Origin of the sequence: Candidatus Rhodoblastus alkanivorans (genome assembly GCF_022760755.1) — a bacterium.
Lineage (GTDB): Bacteria > Pseudomonadota > Alphaproteobacteria > Rhizobiales > Beijerinckiaceae > Rhodoblastus > Rhodoblastus alkanivorans.
The window spans coordinates 806,984-822,554 of sequence record NZ_JAIVFP010000001.1 but is presented as its reverse complement, the minus strand read 5'-3'; the positions used below and the strand labels follow the sequence as shown (position 1 = coordinate 822,554).

The 15,571-nt window shown below is 65.6% G+C and carries 12 protein-coding genes and 1 tRNA gene; 7 read left to right on the top strand and 6 right to left on the bottom strand.

Annotation, left to right across the window (positions count from 1 at the left end; genetic code table 11):
- Positions 1 to 159: 159 nt before the first annotated feature.
- Both K2U94_RS03860 and K2U94_RS20625 read left to right on the top strand, forming a co-directional pair.
- A complete protein-coding gene (locus tag K2U94_RS03860) occupies positions 160 to 1,635 on the top strand; it encodes a lipopolysaccharide biosynthesis protein (RefSeq protein ID WP_243065945.1) in 1,476 nt (491 codons plus the stop codon).
- A gap of 79 nt (positions 1,636 to 1,714) precedes the next feature.
- A complete protein-coding gene (locus K2U94_RS20625) occupies positions 1,715 to 2,425 on the top strand; it encodes a L,D-transpeptidase (RefSeq protein ID WP_243065944.1) in 711 nt (236 codons plus the stop codon).
- A gap of 83 nt (positions 2,426 to 2,508) precedes the next feature.
- On the opposite strand, the gene rpmB is transcribed toward K2U94_RS20625, so the two are convergent.
- Together rpmB and K2U94_RS03845 are read right to left on the bottom strand one after the other, a co-directional pair.
- Positions 2,509 to 2,808 (bottom strand): 50S ribosomal protein L28, encoded by a 300-nt coding sequence (rpmB, locus tag K2U94_RS03850; protein WP_243065943.1) that lies wholly within the window; start codon positions 2,806 to 2,808, stop codon positions 2,509 to 2,511.
- A 305-nt stretch (positions 2,809 to 3,113) separates the two neighbouring features.
- Positions 3,114 to 3,190, bottom strand: a tRNA-Pro gene (locus K2U94_RS03845).
- 312 nt (positions 3,191 to 3,502) lie between these two features.
- Between K2U94_RS03845 and K2U94_RS03840 the strand changes: the two genes are divergently transcribed.
- The 5 genes from K2U94_RS03840 (at position 3,503) to K2U94_RS03820 (ending at position 10,341) form a co-directional block, all read left to right on the top strand.
- Complete coding sequence (locus K2U94_RS03840; protein ID WP_243065942.1) at positions 3,503 to 4,315, top strand: DUF3108 domain-containing protein; 813 nt, start codon at positions 3,503 to 3,505, stop codon at positions 4,313 to 4,315.
- Positions 4,316 to 4,788: 473 nt separating this feature from the next.
- A complete protein-coding gene (locus K2U94_RS03835; protein WP_425332502.1) occupies positions 4,789 to 8,112 on the top strand; it encodes a helicase-related protein in 3,324 nt (1,107 codons plus the stop codon).
- 134 nt (positions 8,113 to 8,246) lie between these two features.
- Complete coding sequence (locus K2U94_RS03830) at positions 8,247 to 8,768, top strand: tellurite resistance TerB family protein (protein ID WP_243065941.1); 522 nt, start codon at positions 8,247 to 8,249, stop codon at positions 8,766 to 8,768.
- Complete coding sequence (locus tag K2U94_RS03825; protein WP_243065940.1) at positions 8,765 to 9,577, top strand: SDR family NAD(P)-dependent oxidoreductase; 813 nt, start codon at positions 8,765 to 8,767, stop codon at positions 9,575 to 9,577. The genes K2U94_RS03830 and K2U94_RS03825 overlap by 4 nt, the downstream gene beginning before the upstream one ends.
- Positions 9,578 to 9,579: 2 nt before the next feature.
- Entirely contained in the window at positions 9,580 to 10,341 is a 762-nt protein-coding gene (locus K2U94_RS03820) for a glutamine amidotransferase (protein WP_243065939.1), read from the top strand.
- A 4-nt stretch (positions 10,342 to 10,345) separates the two neighbouring features.
- Here K2U94_RS03820 and K2U94_RS03815 read toward each other — a convergent pair whose 3' ends face one another.
- Genes K2U94_RS03815 through epmA form a run of 4 tightly spaced genes read right to left on the bottom strand, consistent with a single transcriptional unit; the run spans position 10,346 to position 15,569 of the window.
- On the bottom strand, positions 10,346 to 10,867 hold the full coding sequence (locus K2U94_RS03815) for a CAP domain-containing protein (RefSeq protein ID WP_243065938.1): 522 nt from the start codon (positions 10,865 to 10,867) through the stop codon (positions 10,346 to 10,348).
- Between the two features lie 49 nt (positions 10,868 to 10,916).
- Complete coding sequence (locus tag K2U94_RS03810) at positions 10,917 to 13,391, bottom strand: DUF3772 domain-containing protein (RefSeq protein ID WP_243065937.1); 2,475 nt, start codon at positions 13,389 to 13,391, stop codon at positions 10,917 to 10,919.
- A 52-nt stretch (positions 13,392 to 13,443) separates the two neighbouring features.
- Positions 13,444 to 14,514 (bottom strand): lysine-2,3-aminomutase-like protein, encoded by a 1,071-nt coding sequence (locus K2U94_RS03805; RefSeq protein ID WP_243065936.1) that lies wholly within the window; start codon positions 14,512 to 14,514, stop codon positions 13,444 to 13,446.
- A gap of 8 nt (positions 14,515 to 14,522) precedes the next feature.
- The gene (gene epmA, locus K2U94_RS03800; protein ID WP_243065935.1) at positions 14,523 to 15,569 is read right to left on the bottom strand and encodes an EF-P lysine aminoacylase EpmA; all 1,047 of its coding nucleotides are present in this window, start codon (positions 15,567 to 15,569) and stop codon (positions 14,523 to 14,525) included.
- Positions 15,570 to 15,571: the final 2 nt, after the last annotated feature.

Here is a 15,571-nt window from a genome sequence, read left to right as displayed (position 1 = left end):
GTTTCAGGCGTGTCAAGGCGCGGAAAACCGCGAATTCCGTCGCGGTAAACGGCCGGCGACCTGGACCGGAAGGGAAAAGACTTTCTTATCGACAAGGGGCTAGTTTGCGCTCATGACTGCGTCCGCCGACATCCCGGACAGCCGGACAGGACTTTCGGAATGAGCGTCGTCCTGACGTTTTTGGTCAATACGATCTTCAATCTGATCGTCGGGCTGATCGTCGCCAGATTCCTCGGGCCGGAGGAATATGGCAAGTTCGCGCTGGCCGTCGCGGTGATGACCTTCGGCCAGACGCTCGCTTTCGAATGGATAAGGCAGAGCGCCGTCCGCTTCTATTCCGAGCGGACCCGGCGCGAGGCGCCGAAAATCCGCGCCACGCTCGACGCGGCCTTCTCCTGGGGCGCTGTGCTCTTCGCCCCTGTCGCGCTGGCATTCGCCTTTCTCGGGCCCCAATTCGCTTTGCCGCGCGACCTTTTCGCCCTGGCCAGCGCCGCCTCGATCGCCAATGGCCTGTTCGACTACCAGACCGCCTTGGTGCGCGCCCGTTTTGACGACCGGCTCTACATTCGGGTGATCGTGACCAAGAATCTGCTGGCCATGGTCGTGACGACCGGCGCAGCCTGGGCGACCGGCTCGGCCAAGGCCGCGCTCGTCGGCGGCATGACCAGCCTGCTCGGCTCGCTGCTGATCTGGCGCTCGGCGCTCGGCGATCGGGGCGTCAGGCTGAAGCGATCCGACCCCCAGCTCGCGCGCCATTACGCCGGCTATGCCGCGCCGATTGTCGCCGCGGTGGTGCTGTACCAGCTCATTCCGCTCGCCAATCGCGATCTCGCCGCCCAGCTTTTCGGCTTCGCCGAGACCGGGCGCTTCGCGCTCGCCTATGATCTCGGCCAGCGCGCGGTCATGGCGATCGGCTCCGCGCTCGACGTTCTGCTGTTCCAGATCGCGGTGCGCGCCCATGACATCCATGGCGTCGAGACCGCGAAAGGCCAGGTCGCGCGCAATATCGCCATTGTCTTCGCCGTCCTCGCGCCCGCCTGCGTCGGCATCTGGATCGTCCTGCCCTCGATCGAGGTTCTGATCGTGCCGCAGGCCTTTCGCGGCCCCTTCGCCCATTTCCTCGGCCTGATGCTGCCCGGCCTGTTCTCCATCGGCATGGCGCAATTCGCGATCAACGCCATTTTCCAGATCGCCCGCAAGACCCTGCCGATGATCGCCGCCGCTCTCGCCGCCTGTATCGCCGATCCATTGTTCATCCTGGTCCTGCCGCGCGGAAGCGACGCCTCGAGTCTCGCGCTCGCGCAAAGCCTCGCTTTCGCCGTTGGTCTCGTCGTACTGATCGGCTTCGCCCAGGCCAACGCCCCGCAATGGCCGCGCGTTCGCGACCTCGCTTTGACTCTCGTCGCCTGCGCCGGCATGGCGGCGCTCGCCGGCCCGATGCGTTCTCTGCGCCCCGGCCTGCTCCTGATGCTGACCCAGATGTTTTTCGCCGGCTCGTTCTATGTCCTGATCGTCGCCTCGTTCGACGTCGCCGGATTGCGCAGCGCTTTCGTCGAAAAAATCGCGCCGCTGATCGCGCGCCTGAGCCGCAAGGGCGGCATCTTCAAGATTTTTTTACCATTACGACTTGGATAACCACAACAACAAGCAAATCTTTCCGATAAAATGCCAAGTATTATAATGGACCCCGGAACCAAGTCCGGGAGCGATCGCCGTGAAGCCGCATTTTTTTTCAAGCGCCGCCGTCTGCGGCCTCGCCCTTTGTCTTGCGCCGCCGGCGCCGGCTCAGGCCGGAAACCTCGGCGGCGGTTTTATTGAATTTCTCGTCACTGGCGGCAAGATGGCGCCGCGCGCGGTCCAGCCCCGAGTCATGGCCTATGCCCGGCCGACCACTTACGCCCCTTCGGGCGTGCTGGTGAACCATGTCCCGTCAAGCGACATGCAGGCGTCGCTTTCGCCGGTCCAGCCGAGCCGCGAAGTTTCCCCCGAATTCACCCGCCGCGAGATCGATTATCCCGCCGGTCACAAGGTCGGCTCGATCGTCATCGACACGCCGAACCATTATCTTTATCTCGTCACCACCCCGGGGCACGCCATTCGCTATGGCATCGGGGTCGGGCGCCCCGGATTCACGTGGTCCGGATACAAGACCATCACCCGCAAGGCGGAATGGCCGGGCTGGACGCCGCCGGCCGACATGCTCAAGCGCCGGCCCGATCTGCCTCGCCATATGGACGGGGGGCCGGACAATCCGCTCGGCGCCCGCGCGCTCTATCTCGGCTCATCGATGTATCGCATCCACGGCACCAATCAGCCCTGGACGATCGGCCAGAACGTCTCCTCCGGCTGCATAAGGATGATGAACGACGACGTCATCGACCTCTATAACCGGGTCCATGTCGGCGCGCCGGTAGACGTGCTGTAAACGCAAAGTCGCGAAAAGAAAAAGGCGGGCCTTGGCCCGCCTTTTTCTTTTGCGCTGATGGGAAAGTGCGCTGATGGAAAGGCTCAGGCGGTCGCCTGAACTTCCGCAGCTTTTTTGGCGATTTCGCGCTTGAGCTTCAAGGCGCCGGCCGACAGCTCGGCGTCGCGGGCCTTGAGCAGGAAAGCGTCGAGGCCGCCGCGATGCTCGACCGAGCGCAGGGCGGCGGCGGCGACGCGCAGGCGCACCGAACGCTTGAGCGAATCCGAGATCAGCGAGACATTGACGAGGTTCGGCAGGAACCGCGTGCGGGTCTTGTGGTTGGAGTGGCTGACGAGATTGCCCGTCTGGACGGCCTTGCCGGTCAATTCGCAACGGCGGGACATGGAACTTCCTTTCGACTCGTATATTCGCCGGCAACAGGCGAAGCCGGCTCGCGCCGGAATTGATAAGCCTTTCGGCCGAAATTCGTGAAACCGCCGCCTCGCCCGTCGCAAAGAATGGCTCGCGCCATTGCAAACGACCCGACACCGCAGGAACTCGCATTCCGCGTCAGACGGTTCATGGAGGCGCGTGTATAAGCGAGCGGACCCGAAAGGTCAAGGCCGGAAAAGGCGGAAACGGCCCGAAACCGGCGCTTTCCGCCGCTCCGCTCGCGAATTCGAACATCACGAATCTGAACGACGAAAAATGGTCGGAGTGAGAGGATTCGAACCTCCGACCCCCTCGTCCCGAACGAGGTGCGCTACCAGGCTGCGCTACACTCCGACTTTTGCTGCGGGGAGCCCCGCCGCATTCTGGAATCTTCGCGGCGTTTTTTGCGAAAAACCGGGTCCACTTTTCGCGCGCCGCTCCAGAGGCCCGCCTTATAGCGGCGCCGAAGGATCGCGGCAAGAGGCTTGGGCCGGCTTTATGCAATTTCGAAAAGGGTGGGAAATCGCGGGCAAGACATTTGTCGGCGTCACGGCCTCGCCATTATATTCTGGCGCCATTTGCAACGAATCACTTCGGCGCGCCGGCTGTCCGCTCCCCGCGGCGGCGCGACCGGCGCAAATCTGTCCAGTCTCAAGAGCTGCTCCCATGAAAGGTTTCGTTTCCCGCAGCCTCGCCCTTTTCGGCGCGACGCTTGCGGCCGCAGCGCCGGCCGGCGGGACGGCCATGTCCGAGACCATGCACGCGAATTATCGCGTCTCGCTGATCGGCGTGCCGATCGGCGTCGCCGTCGCCAACGCTTACGTTGCGCAGAGCCATTACAAGGTCGCCCTCAATGTGCGGCTCACCGGCGTCGCCGCGTGGATCGCCAGCCTGCGCATGGCGCTGGCTTCCTCGGGCAGCTATCAGGATGGCGAATTGTCCCCCTCGGGCTACGCCACCATCGCCTCCAATTCGCGCGAGACCCGCACCCTGCGCATGGCGATGAGCGAACGCGCCGTGCGCCAGATTCAATATTCGCCGCCCTGGTACGACGAAAACAATCCCGACCGGGTGCCGCTGACCGAAGCGAGCAAGCACAATATCATTGACCCGCTCTCGGCCTTCATCATGCCGGCGCCGGCAGGCGAAAGCGCCGTCGGCCCGGCCGCCTGCAACCGCCGCGTTCCCGTGTTCGACGGCTATACCCGCTTCGACATCGCCCTCTCCTATGTCGAGGTGAAGGAAATCAGCACGCGCGGCTATTCCGGGCCCGTGACGGTCTGCGCCGCGCGCTATATCCCGATCGCCGGCCACAAGCCGGACAACAAGTCGACCCAGTTCATGGCTAACAACAAGGACATGAACATCTGGCTCGCGCCCGTTCCCCATATGCCGCTGGTTGTTCCCTATCGCGTCTCGCTGATGACCATGGCCGGGACCGCGGTCATCGAAGCCTCGGAGCTGCGCTTCGCGCCCTGATCCGGAATCGGTTGACAAGACACGCCCGAGGAGTCCGTCGCGCCTCGCCGCGCCGCCGCCGCGCGCGACGCGGCGATTCAAACACTGGGGCCTGTCGCCGCTTTGGCGCCCATATATAGCGCGAACAAAGAAGGACTCCCTCGGGGTCAGCGATTCGGGCGCGATTCGTTCGCGCAAGGTTCGGCTCCTTAACGGCCGGCCGCCACGCGGCCAAACATCACATTGATTTAAAATGATAATTATTTTGCGCCGCCGTCCCGGAATGAAACGGCCGTAAAGATTCGCGGCAAGCGGCCGCCGGCAGACCATGCGGCGGTCCTTTTTGCCCCGACCGGCAAATCTTCTATGGAATTCGCGCGGCCATTCCCTTTATTAAGGATCGCAAGCCCAAGTGGGGCTATGTCTTCGCCGCAGGTTGGTTCGATCCGCAACGCCCCTCGCCCGCGCCGAAGCTCCCATCCGGAGCCTTTGGCATGAACTCGCCAAGAGCCCTCGCCGCCCCCCGCGCGGCCGAGGCGGCGCGAAACGTCGCCCAAAAGGCCGCGATGGCGAATGTCGCCGCGATTCTCGGCCCGACCAACACCGGCAAGACCCATTTCGCCATCGAGCGCATGCTCAGTCATTCCGGCGGCATGATCGGCCTGCCTTTGCGCCTGCTGGCGCGCGAGGTGTATAATCGCGTCGTCGCCAAGGTCGGGTCCGAAGCCGTCGCGCTCGTCACCGGCGAGGAGAAGATCAAACCCAAAAATCCGCGCTATTGGGTCTCGACCGTCGAGGCCATGCCGCGCGACCTCGAACTGCCCTTCGTCGCCATAGACGAGATCCAGCTCGCCGCGAGTTTCGACCGCGGCCATGTTTTCACCGATCGAATCCTCAACCGGCGCGGTACGCAAGAAACCCTGCTGATCGGGGCCGCGACCATGCAGGAGGCGCTGGAGCGCCTGCTGCCGGGCGTAAGAATCCATTCTCGCCCGCGCCTCTCGCAACTGACCTTCGCCGGCGACCGCAAAATCGCCCGCCTGCCCCGGCGCAGCGCCATCGTCAGTTTTCGCGCGGAAGACGTCTACGCCATCGCCGAATGGATCCGCCGCCAGCGCGGCGGCGCGGCGGTGGTGCTCGGCGCTTTGTCTCCGCGCACCCGCAACGCCCAGATCGACCTCTATCAGAACGGCGACGTCGATTATATCGTCGCCACCGACGCCATCGGCATGGGCCTCAATCTCGACGTCGATCACGTCGCCTTCGCCGCCGACCGCAAATTCGACGGCTATCAGCACCGCCGGCTCAATCCGGCCGAATTCGGCCAGATCGCCGGCCGCGCCGGGCGCCACACCCGCGACGGCACATTCGGGACCAGCGGCCGCTGCCCGCCCTTCGATGAGGAACTGGCGGCGATGATCGAATCGCATGCCTTCGACCCTGTCCCGCTGTTGCAATGGCGCAACGCCGCACTGGATTTTTCAAGCATCGAATCGCTGATCGCCTCGCTCGACGAAACGCCCGGCTTGCCCGGCCTCTCGCGGGCTCCGGTCGCCGAGGACCAGGTCGCGCTCGAGGCCGCCGCCCGCGACGAGACGGTTCGGCGCAACGCCAAGACCCGCGCCGATGTTGCGCGCCTGTGGGACGTCTGCCAAATTCCCGATTATCGAAAGACGTCGCCCGCCGCCCACGCCGATCTGGCGATGACGGTGTTTGGCTTCGTCGTGCGCGCCGGGCGTATCCCCGACGACTGGTTCGCGCGCCAGATCGCGAGCGTGGACCGCACCGACGGCGACATCGACGCCCTTTCGGCGCGCATCGCCCAGGTGCGGACCTGCGCCTTCATCGCCAACCGGAATGACTGGTTGAGCGATCCAGAGCATTGGCAGGGCGTCGCGCGTCAGGTAGAGGACAATCTGTCCGACGCCTTGCACGCACGTCTGACCCAGAGATTCGTCGACCGGCGCGCCAGCGTGTTGATGCGCCGCCTGAGAGAGAATGCGATGTTGGAAGCCGAAGTCACAGCGACGGGCCAGGTCATGGTAGAGGGTCATCATGTCGGCTCCCTACAGGGGTTCTGCTTCACGCCCGACCCCCAGGCCGAGGGCGAGGAGGCGAAGACCCTGAACGCGGCGGCGCAAAAAGCTCTCGCCACCGAGATCGAGGCCCGGGCGCGGCGCGTGCACGAGGCGGTGGACGAGGCTTTCGTGCTCGCCCATGACGGGATCATCCGCTGGCTTGGCGAGCCGGTCGGACGGATCGCGGCGGGCGACCATATTCTGAAACCCCGGTTGCGGCTGATCGCCGACGAGCATCTTTCCGGCGCCCAGCTCGAAATGGCGCAGAACCGGCTCGACCTGTGGCTCGCCCAGCATGTGAAGAAAATGCTCGGCGCTCTCGAAGATCTGGAGATCGGCGACGGCCTGGAGGGCGTCGCGCGCGGGGTCGCCTTCCAGATCGGCGAGGCGCTCGGGGTGCTGGAGCGCTCGCGCGTCGCCGACGAGATGAAGACCCTGCCGCAGGACGGCCGCGCCGCCTTGCGCAAGTTCGGCGTGCGCTTCGGCGCCTATCACCTCTATCTCCCGGCCTTGCTGAAGCCCGCCCCGCGCGCGCTGGCCGCGCAGCTCTGGGCGCTGAAGCACGGCGGGCTGGAGACCGTGAAGGGCATTGACGAGGTCGCCCATCTCGCCTCATCGGGCCGCACGTCGTTTGCCGCCGACGCCTCGATCAATCGCGGCCTCTATCGCGCCGCGGGTTTTCGCGTCTGCGGCGAGCGCGCGGTGCGGGTGGATATTCTCGAACGTCTGGCCGATTTGATCCGGCCCGCCATTTCCTATCGTCCCGGGGTCACGCCCGGCGATCCGCCACCCGGCGCGGCCGATGGCGAGGGTTTTGTCGTCACGGTGGCCATGACCTCGCTCGCCGGCTGTTCCGGCGAGAGTTTCGCGAGCATTCTCAAGTCGCTGGGCTATGCGAGCGAGGCCCGGCCCGGCCCCGCGATCACCGTCGCGCTGCTGCCCAAGGCGCCGACCGAGCCGATCAAGCCGCCGACGGAGCCGATCGAGCCGGCGACCGGGGAAGCCGCGCCGGCGGAAGCGGCTGAAAGCGCCGAAGCCGAGACAACCGAAGCAGAGCCCGCCGAAACGCTGGCGGCGGTTGAGACGCCGGCCCCGGAAGAGGCGGCGACCGAGAACGAAGCTCCATCTCCCGCCGAAGCCCCGCAAGAGCCCGCGCCCGAAGCCGAGGCCGCCGCCGCGCCCGAAGCCGAGGCGGCCCCCGCCGAGGAAACCCCGCCGGCCGACGAGTCTGCGTCCGCCGGCGAGACGGCAACGGTCGCCGAAGCGGCTTCCGCCGCAGAGGCCGCGCCGGACGAGGAAGCCGCTGCCATTGAAGAAGCCGCTCCTGCCGAGGAAGCCGCCCCCGCCGAGCCGGTCATGATCGAGGTCTGGCGGCCGCAGCGGCATCAGGGCCGGCGACGCGAACAGGATCAGCGCCAGCCGCGTCGCCATGGCGGGCGCGGTTTCGCCGGCCGTCCGCAGGGCGCGCCCGGCGAAACCGCGACGGCCGAAGGCGCGTCCCCGGCCCCGGAGCGCACGCGCCGGCCCGAGGGCGGCAAGCCGCGTTTCGAGGGCAGGCGCGAGGGCGGCAAATTCGAGGGCAGGTTCGACGGCAAGCGGCGCGACGACCAGCGCAACGGCGACCGGCCGGTCCAGCACGAAAAACGGCCGCAGCGCGAAAGGCGGGCCGATCCGGATTCGCCTTTCGCCAAGCTCGCAGCCCTCAAGGCCGAGCTTGAAGCCCGCAACAAGAAGAGCTGACCTGAGCTCGCTGTTGCATTTTTGCGCTGCGGCGCCGGTATTTTTGCCGGTTGCCGGGCCATTCCGGCATGGTTAATGCTTCATTTAGGAAGCTGGGTCCATCTTCGGGGGAATGCGTCTGGGCGGGTCCACTCATGTTTGAAAGGTTGCGGCGGTTCATCGATGACCTGACCGGCTCCGAACCCGTCGAACGGGATTTCGGCGAAAGCGAGTTGCGCGTCGCCGCCGCGGCTTTGCTCGTCCATGTCGCCGAAATCGACGGCTTTTTCACCGATTCCGAAAAGCGCGCGCTTCTCCTCCTGCTCCAGCAGCGTTTCGGCCTCGACGTCGACTCCGCCGAACGCCTGCTGGCCGAGGCGCGCGAACGTGACCGCGAATCGGTCGATCTTTACGGCTTCACCTCGGTTCTGAAACATTCGATGAGCGGGCCTGACCGCCGCCGGCTGGTCGAGATGATGTGGAACATCGCTTATGCCGATGGCGCAGTGCAGGAATTCGAGGAAAACATCATTTGGCGGGTCTCCGAACTGCTCAACGTGCCGTCGTGCGAGCGCCTCGCCATGCGGCGCAAGGTCCGCGAGGAGCAAGGCTGCGACCCCGACGCGCCGGGACCGTGGGACCTCGATGCGCCGGCCACAGCTGAGGTCAAGCCATGAGCGCGCGAAAGGTCATGCTGATCACCGGCGCTTCGGGCGGCATCGGCGCCGATCTCGCCCGGGTCGGCGCCGTGAAGGGCCATGACCTCGCGCTGGTTGCGCGCAACCGCGCCGCGCTCGACGCTTTGGCCGACGAAATCGCGGCGCTTCCTGGGCAGAAAAACCCCCGTCCCCTGGTTTTCGATCTCGACCTGAGCCAGAAGGACGCCGCCAAATCCCTCGCCGCCGCTTTGGATGAGGCGGGCGCGAGCCCGAACATTCTGGTCAACAACGCCGGCTATGGCGCGCTCGGTCCCGCCGCCGAGGGCGATCTCGCCGAACAATTAGGCATGATCGACCTGAATATCCGCGCCTTGACCGAATTGAGCCTCATCTTTGCGCCAAAACTCAGCGAGACGAAGGGCCGGCTGCTCAATGTCGCCTCCATCGTGTCCTTCATGCCGGGACCGGGCATGGCGATCTATTACGCCAGCAAGGCCTATGTTCTATCCTTCACCGAGGCGCTCTCGGTCGAATTTGCGCCGCGCGGCGTCTCCGTCACCGCCCTGTGTCCCGGCGCGACGCCGACCGGCTTCCAGAGGCGGGCGCGCTTCTCGGACAGAATGCAGAAGCAGGTTTTCGTCGGCGCGCTCACGTCGCCCGAAGTCGCGAGGATCGGCTATGACGGGATGATGGCGGGAAAACGGGTCGTGATTCCCGGCCTTTTGAACAAATTGATGATCAGGGCCATGACTTTCATCCCCAAACCCGCCATTCTGGCGCTGGTTGGGTCGCTGCAACTGCGCCGCGCGGACAAGGAGGCCTCCTGAACATGCCATCGTCCGCCAACCCGTTCACGGCGCCGTCGCGCAAACCCGTGCTGATCGTGCTGCACGGCGAGCACAGTTCGCCCGGTCGGATCGGCCGGCTGCTGCGCGAACTGGGCGCCCCGCTGGACATCAGACGCCCGCGTTTCGGCGATCCCCTGCCCGAAACCATGGCCGATCATTCCGGGGCGGTGTTCTTCGGCGGGCCGATGAGCGCGAATGACGAGGAAGACTGGCTGAAGCGCGAGATCGACTGGATCGGCGCGCCGTTGAAGGAGCAAAAGCCCTTCCTCGGCATCTGCCTCGGCGCGCAATTGCTGGCGCGTCATCTCGGCCACAGGGTCGAAAGCCATCCAGAGGGCCGGGTCGAGGTCGGCTATTATCCTATCCGCCCGACCCAGCGCGGCCATTCTCTCTGCGACTGCGCCTTCCCGACAAGAGTCTATCAATGGCACCGCGAGGGCTTCGACTGCCCCAACGGCGCCGTCCTCCTCGCGGAAGGCGAGGATTTCGAGGCCCAGGCGATCCAGGTCGGCGACAAGGCCTTCGGCTTTCAGTTCCACCCCGACGTCACCTACGCCATGATCTGCAAATGGACGGTGACGGCGCTCGAGCGCATGGAGCAGCCCGGCGCCCAGAAGCGCGAGCGCCATATCGACGGCTGGTTCCAATATGACGGCGCGGTGGCGCGCTGGACTTCGGCCTTCCTGAGCCGTTGGCTCGGGCCAGCCGATTGCGCCGGCCGCGCCTTCGCGGCGGCCGAATAGGCGCTCAATTCGCCATATCCAATGTCCAGAACACCTTGTAGCGCGATTTCGGATTATAGGCGGCGGCGATCCCCATCCTTTTCATCCCCGGCGCCAGCAGATTGGCGTTGTGCGGCGGCGACTGGCGCCAGCCGGAAAAAGCCTCGGCCATCGTGTCATAGCCGGCCGAGACATTCTCCACCGCCTTGTTTTTCTCATAGCCGGCGCGATCCAGCCTTTGGGTGAGCGTGCCGCTCAGTTCGTGGCTGAGCTTGTCGCGCGCAGCCATGGCGTCGGACTGCGCCTTGGCCTGCGCCGTCAGGCCGGGATCGATCGTCACGTCGCTCAGGCCATGGTTGCGGCGATAAAGCGAGATCATGTCGCGCGCCGCCCTGACGTCCAGCGTCGCGCCGGGCTCGGCCATGGATTGGAACAGGCCGGCCTCGGGCCTGGCGGGCGGCGCGGTCTCGGCGCAGCCGGCAAGCAGCAGGCAGAAAGGGGCGGCGGCAAGGGCGAAGCGGACGGCGGGAAAAGAAAGACGAGGCAAGCGCGGCGCTCCGGTCAAAAGCGAGTGGCAAGGAAGTCGGCGAAAAGGATTAAGCTTTGCTTTCGGAGCGCCGATCGAAATAGCGGTCGAGCATCGGCTCGATATGGGGCAGGCTCACATTCATCTCCGGCGTCGAACCCGTCATGCGGATCCCGCTTTCCGCGAGGCGGCTGAAAATGGCGAACAGCAGATCGCTCTTCACCCGCCCCGTGCGCTCGACATTCTCGACAAAGCAGATCAGTTCGAAATCGAGCGAGTTCAGGCCGAGATTGGTGAACAGAACCGTCGCCGCCGGGATGCCGACGACCTCCTCATGCGATTTGGCGACGTCGAGCAACGTCTCGCGGACTTTTTCGGGCTCGGAACCCCAGAGGACCTGAATCGGGATTTTGACCCGGCCGATCCGATCGCCGCGCACGTAATTCTTGACCACCCCGGTCATGATATTGCCGTTGGGCACGATCATGGTCGCGCGGTCGAAGGTTTCGATCTCAGTGGCCCGGACGTTGATGCGACGGACATAGCCCTGGTCGTCGCCGATGACCACCAGATCGCCGACCCTGATCGCCCGCTCCCACAACAGGATCAGGCCGGAGACGAAATTATTGACGACCGATTGCAGGCCGAGGCCGATACCGACGGACAGCGCGCCGGCGACCAGCGCCAGCCTTTCGAGATTGATGCCGAGGAACGCGACCGCGAAAAGCAGCGACAGCAGAACGCCGATATAGCCGATGCTGACGCGGATCGAGGCCTTGAGGCCCTGGTCGATCTGGGTCAGCGGCAGATATCTCTTCTCGAGCCAGTTCTGAATCGCGCTGGTGACCGTATAGCCCAGCGCGAACAGCGCGAGCGCGACGAGCAGGCTCCAGGGCGAGATGGTGACGCCGCCAATCTTGAAGCCGAAAAAGGCGGATTTCATCGCTCCGACCATGTCGTGCGACTGCAGGCCCCAGGGCGCGATCACCAGCAAGGCGGCGACGGCGTAGAGCGTCAGCGAGACGACGCCGGAAAGCAGCGCGCCGATCTGCGCCAGGCTCTCCCGGCGCAGGCCGATGCTGGCGATGAGCGCCCGACTCAGCCGCGAATTCGGCCCGAAGGCGCCCTCCAGCCCTTCCGACGCCAGCTTCAGAAACAGGAACAGCAGGCTGATGATGAGCGCCATCCAGGCGATCTGGTCGACCAGGAAGGAGGACAAAGCCACATAGCCCAGGAGATCGGCGCCGATGACCGCGATGGTCGCCGCCCAGGCGGCGAAACGGATCGGCGGCCACCACGGGCTTTCGTCCACGAGATTGCCGGGGCGGCCGCTGGGGCTTTCTTCCACGTCCGGCGCGGCGACGATGCCATAGAGGCCGCGCGTCAGGGCGAGACCGACGAGAAGAGCGAAGGTTCCTCGCGCCGCGACCGACACCGGCAGCGCGGAGCCAACTGTCGCGTCGAGCGCCTCGAACAATTTTCCGAGCGTGATCAAGGTGATGACGACCAGAATGAGGTTCATCAGGCGCCGGGCGACCCGGTCGCTGAGATCGACCGGCCGCCATTTCGGGCGGTTTGGCGCGAGCAGCGCATTGCCGATCCCGACCGCGAGCGCGAACTCGACGACGCCGCGGAACAGGGCGGCGGACAAGCGCCTGAACTCATCCCCGCCGAGGCCGAACCAACGGGCAAGCGCGAAAAACCCCATCGCGCCGCCGACCGGAATGATGGCCACCGCCGCAGCCGTCCACAAAGCGGCCGCCGCCTTCTGCCATTCGCTGGGCGTCCGCCCCGATCTCTCGCGTGGAATGACCCGGCGCGCCAGCAGAGTCGCAGCGACGATCGCGACGATCAGGGCCAGCAGGGACAAGCCGAACATCCAGGCGTTCCGCCACGCCAGGGCCTCCGAGGCCTGGCTCACGAAATCCATCAAGACGCCGTGCGCGGCGGAGAAGCCGCGCGGCGCTTCGCCCGCCACGCTCATCCACAATTTCGGCGAAGCGATGCTGGATGAGGCCTGGAAGACGGAATTGGCGAAGAGGGTGCGGCGGCGTTCGGCGATTTGCGAGGCGATCTGATCGACCCGCAACTGCGCGAGATTGGCCCGCTTGATGAGATCGTCGCGCGACGTGAAGAGCTTTTGCTGATCGTCGCGCTCTTTGGTGACCGCCGGATCTTCCGGCGCGGCGCTGGGATTGGCCTTGAGATCGGGCGGCTTGCCGAGCTGGTCGAGCCGCGCCTTGACCGCCGCGAGCTTGGGCGCGACTTCAGCGATGACGGCCTGAATTTGCGCCGAGATCGGATCGAGCGCCCCCCGCAGCTTGATCAGTTCGCCATCGGTCAGGCTGTCGCCGACGATTTGGGCCTCGATCTTGTCAAGGCTTTGCTTGACCGAGTCGAGGCTCTTGGCCGGATCGACCGGCGCCGGCGCTTCGGTGGCGGCCGGCGCCGCCGTATCCGCGCTCCAGGTGGGAGCGACCGCTCCGCCCATAAGCAATGCGGCCAAGAGCGGCGCCAGCAGGACGCGGGAAAGAAAGCGCGTCACGTTGAACTCCAATTCGTTTCGCCGCGCGAGAATGGCCGGAAATCAGCCCAAATCATGGCGCTCCCGACCTTTGTCCAGCCGGCGCGGGCGGATCGGCGTAAGCGTGGCTCGTTCCGCGCCAATCTTCAACCCGCCACGCCTCGCCGTCGCGCCGCCAGTAATTCGGCCCCGCCGGCGCCTTGCCGCGCCCGCCGGGAATATCGACGACATAAACAGGCTGGCAGAGACCTGATATCCGTCCGAGCAGGGCGCGGACCAGCGCCCGCCCTTCCTCGAGCGGCAGGCGCAAATGCGACGTGCCCGGGGCGAGATCGGCGTGATGCAGGTAATAGGGTTTTACCCGGTTCTCGACGAAAGAGCGCATCAAGGCGGAAAGCGTTTCGACATTATCGTTCACGCCGCGTAACAACACGGTCTGGCTGACCATCGCAATGCCCGAATCGACCAGCCGGGCGATCGCCGCCCGCGCCTTTGGCGTCAATTCGCGCGGATGATTGACGTGGAGCGCGACATAAACGGTTTTATCGGAGGCGCGCATCGCCGCGATCGCCTCCTCGGTCACCCGCTCCGGAGCGAGCGCCGGGACGCGCGAATGGAACCGCAGGATTTTGACGTGATCGAGCTTGCGCAGCCGCGCCGAAAGTCCGGCGAGACGGCGCGGCGAGACGGCGAGCGGGTCTCCGCCGGTGACGATCAGCTCCCAGATTTCCTCATGCGCGGCAAGATAGGCAAAGGCGGCGTCGAGCGCCGCTTCGTCGAGCAGACCTTCCGTGCCGGCGCCGACGCGCTCGCGACGGAAACAGAAGCGGCAATAGACCGGACAAAGACTGGTCAGTTTCAGCAGAGCGCGGTCGGGATAGCGATGGATCAGGCCTTTGACCGCCTCATGGGCGTCGTCGCCGATCGGATCGGCGCGCTCGTGAGGCAGAATGGTCAGTTCGGCGGCGTCGGGCAGGAATTGCCGGCCGAGCGGATCGTCGCGCCGCTCGATCAGGCCCGCGACATCCACCGGCACGGCGACGCTGTAACGCGCCGCGACCTTGGCGAGACTCTCGATCTCACTCGCGCCGGCGAAGCCGGCGGCGACCAGGTCCTCGGGCCGCGTCAGGGTTTTCTGGCTCATGTTTCGGCTCATGGCGCCTTGACTTCTGGCGCGGCGACCGGCGCCCACAGGACGTCCTCGATATGGTCCGCCCCGGTCGCGAGCATCACGAGCCGGTCGAGGCCGAGCGCGCAGCCGCTCGCCGGCGGCATGAAAGCGAGCGCTTCCAAAAAATCCTCGTCGATCGGAAAAGACGAGCCGTAAATGCGCGCCCGCTCCGCCATATCGGCCTCGAAGCGGCGGCGCTGTTCGACCGGATCGGTCAATTCGCCAAAGGCGTTGGCCAGTTCCACGCCGCAGCCATAGAGTTCGAAACGCTCGGCGAAGCGCGGGTCCTCCGGCTTGCGCCGGGCGAGCGCCGCCTCGCTCGCCGGATAGTCGATGAGCGCGGTCGCGCGGCCGTGGCCGAGATTTTTCTCGATTTTTTCCGACATGATCTTGCTGAACAGGTCCGACCAATGATCGTCGGCGCTCACCCGGACGCCGAGCCGCGCGGCCTCCCGCGCCAAGCCGTCGCGATCGTCGAGCAGGGCAGGCAGATCGACGCCGGCATGGCGCGCAAAGGCTTGCGTCACGGACAAAATTTCCGGCGCGGCGCGGGGATCGAGCCGCGAACCGCCAAAGCGAAATTCGCATGCGTCCGCAGCCTCGGCCGCGAGGTGAAAAAGCGCCGCGCAATCGTCGATCAAGACGCGATAGGGCGTCTCGGCGCGATACCATTCGAGCATGGCGAATTCGGGATGGTGCAGCCTGGTCCTTTCGCCGTTGCGGAAGACATGGGCGAGCGAAAAGATCCGCCGCTCTCCCGCGGCAAGCAATTTCTTGCAGTCGAATTCAGGCGAAGAATGCAGGTAATAGGTCGTCGGCGGCGCGCCGAGGGGCTCGAAACGGGTGGCGAAACCCGCTATATGGGTCTCGTTGCCGGGCGAGACCTGCAGGGCCGACGGCTCGATTTCGACGAAATCCTCGCGCTCGAACCAATTGCGCGCCGCCTTGACGATTCTTGCCCGCGCATGCAGGCGGGTCCGCCGCGCGTCAAAAAATTCCGGCGCCCAGAAGGCGGTCTGTCGCGCCATTC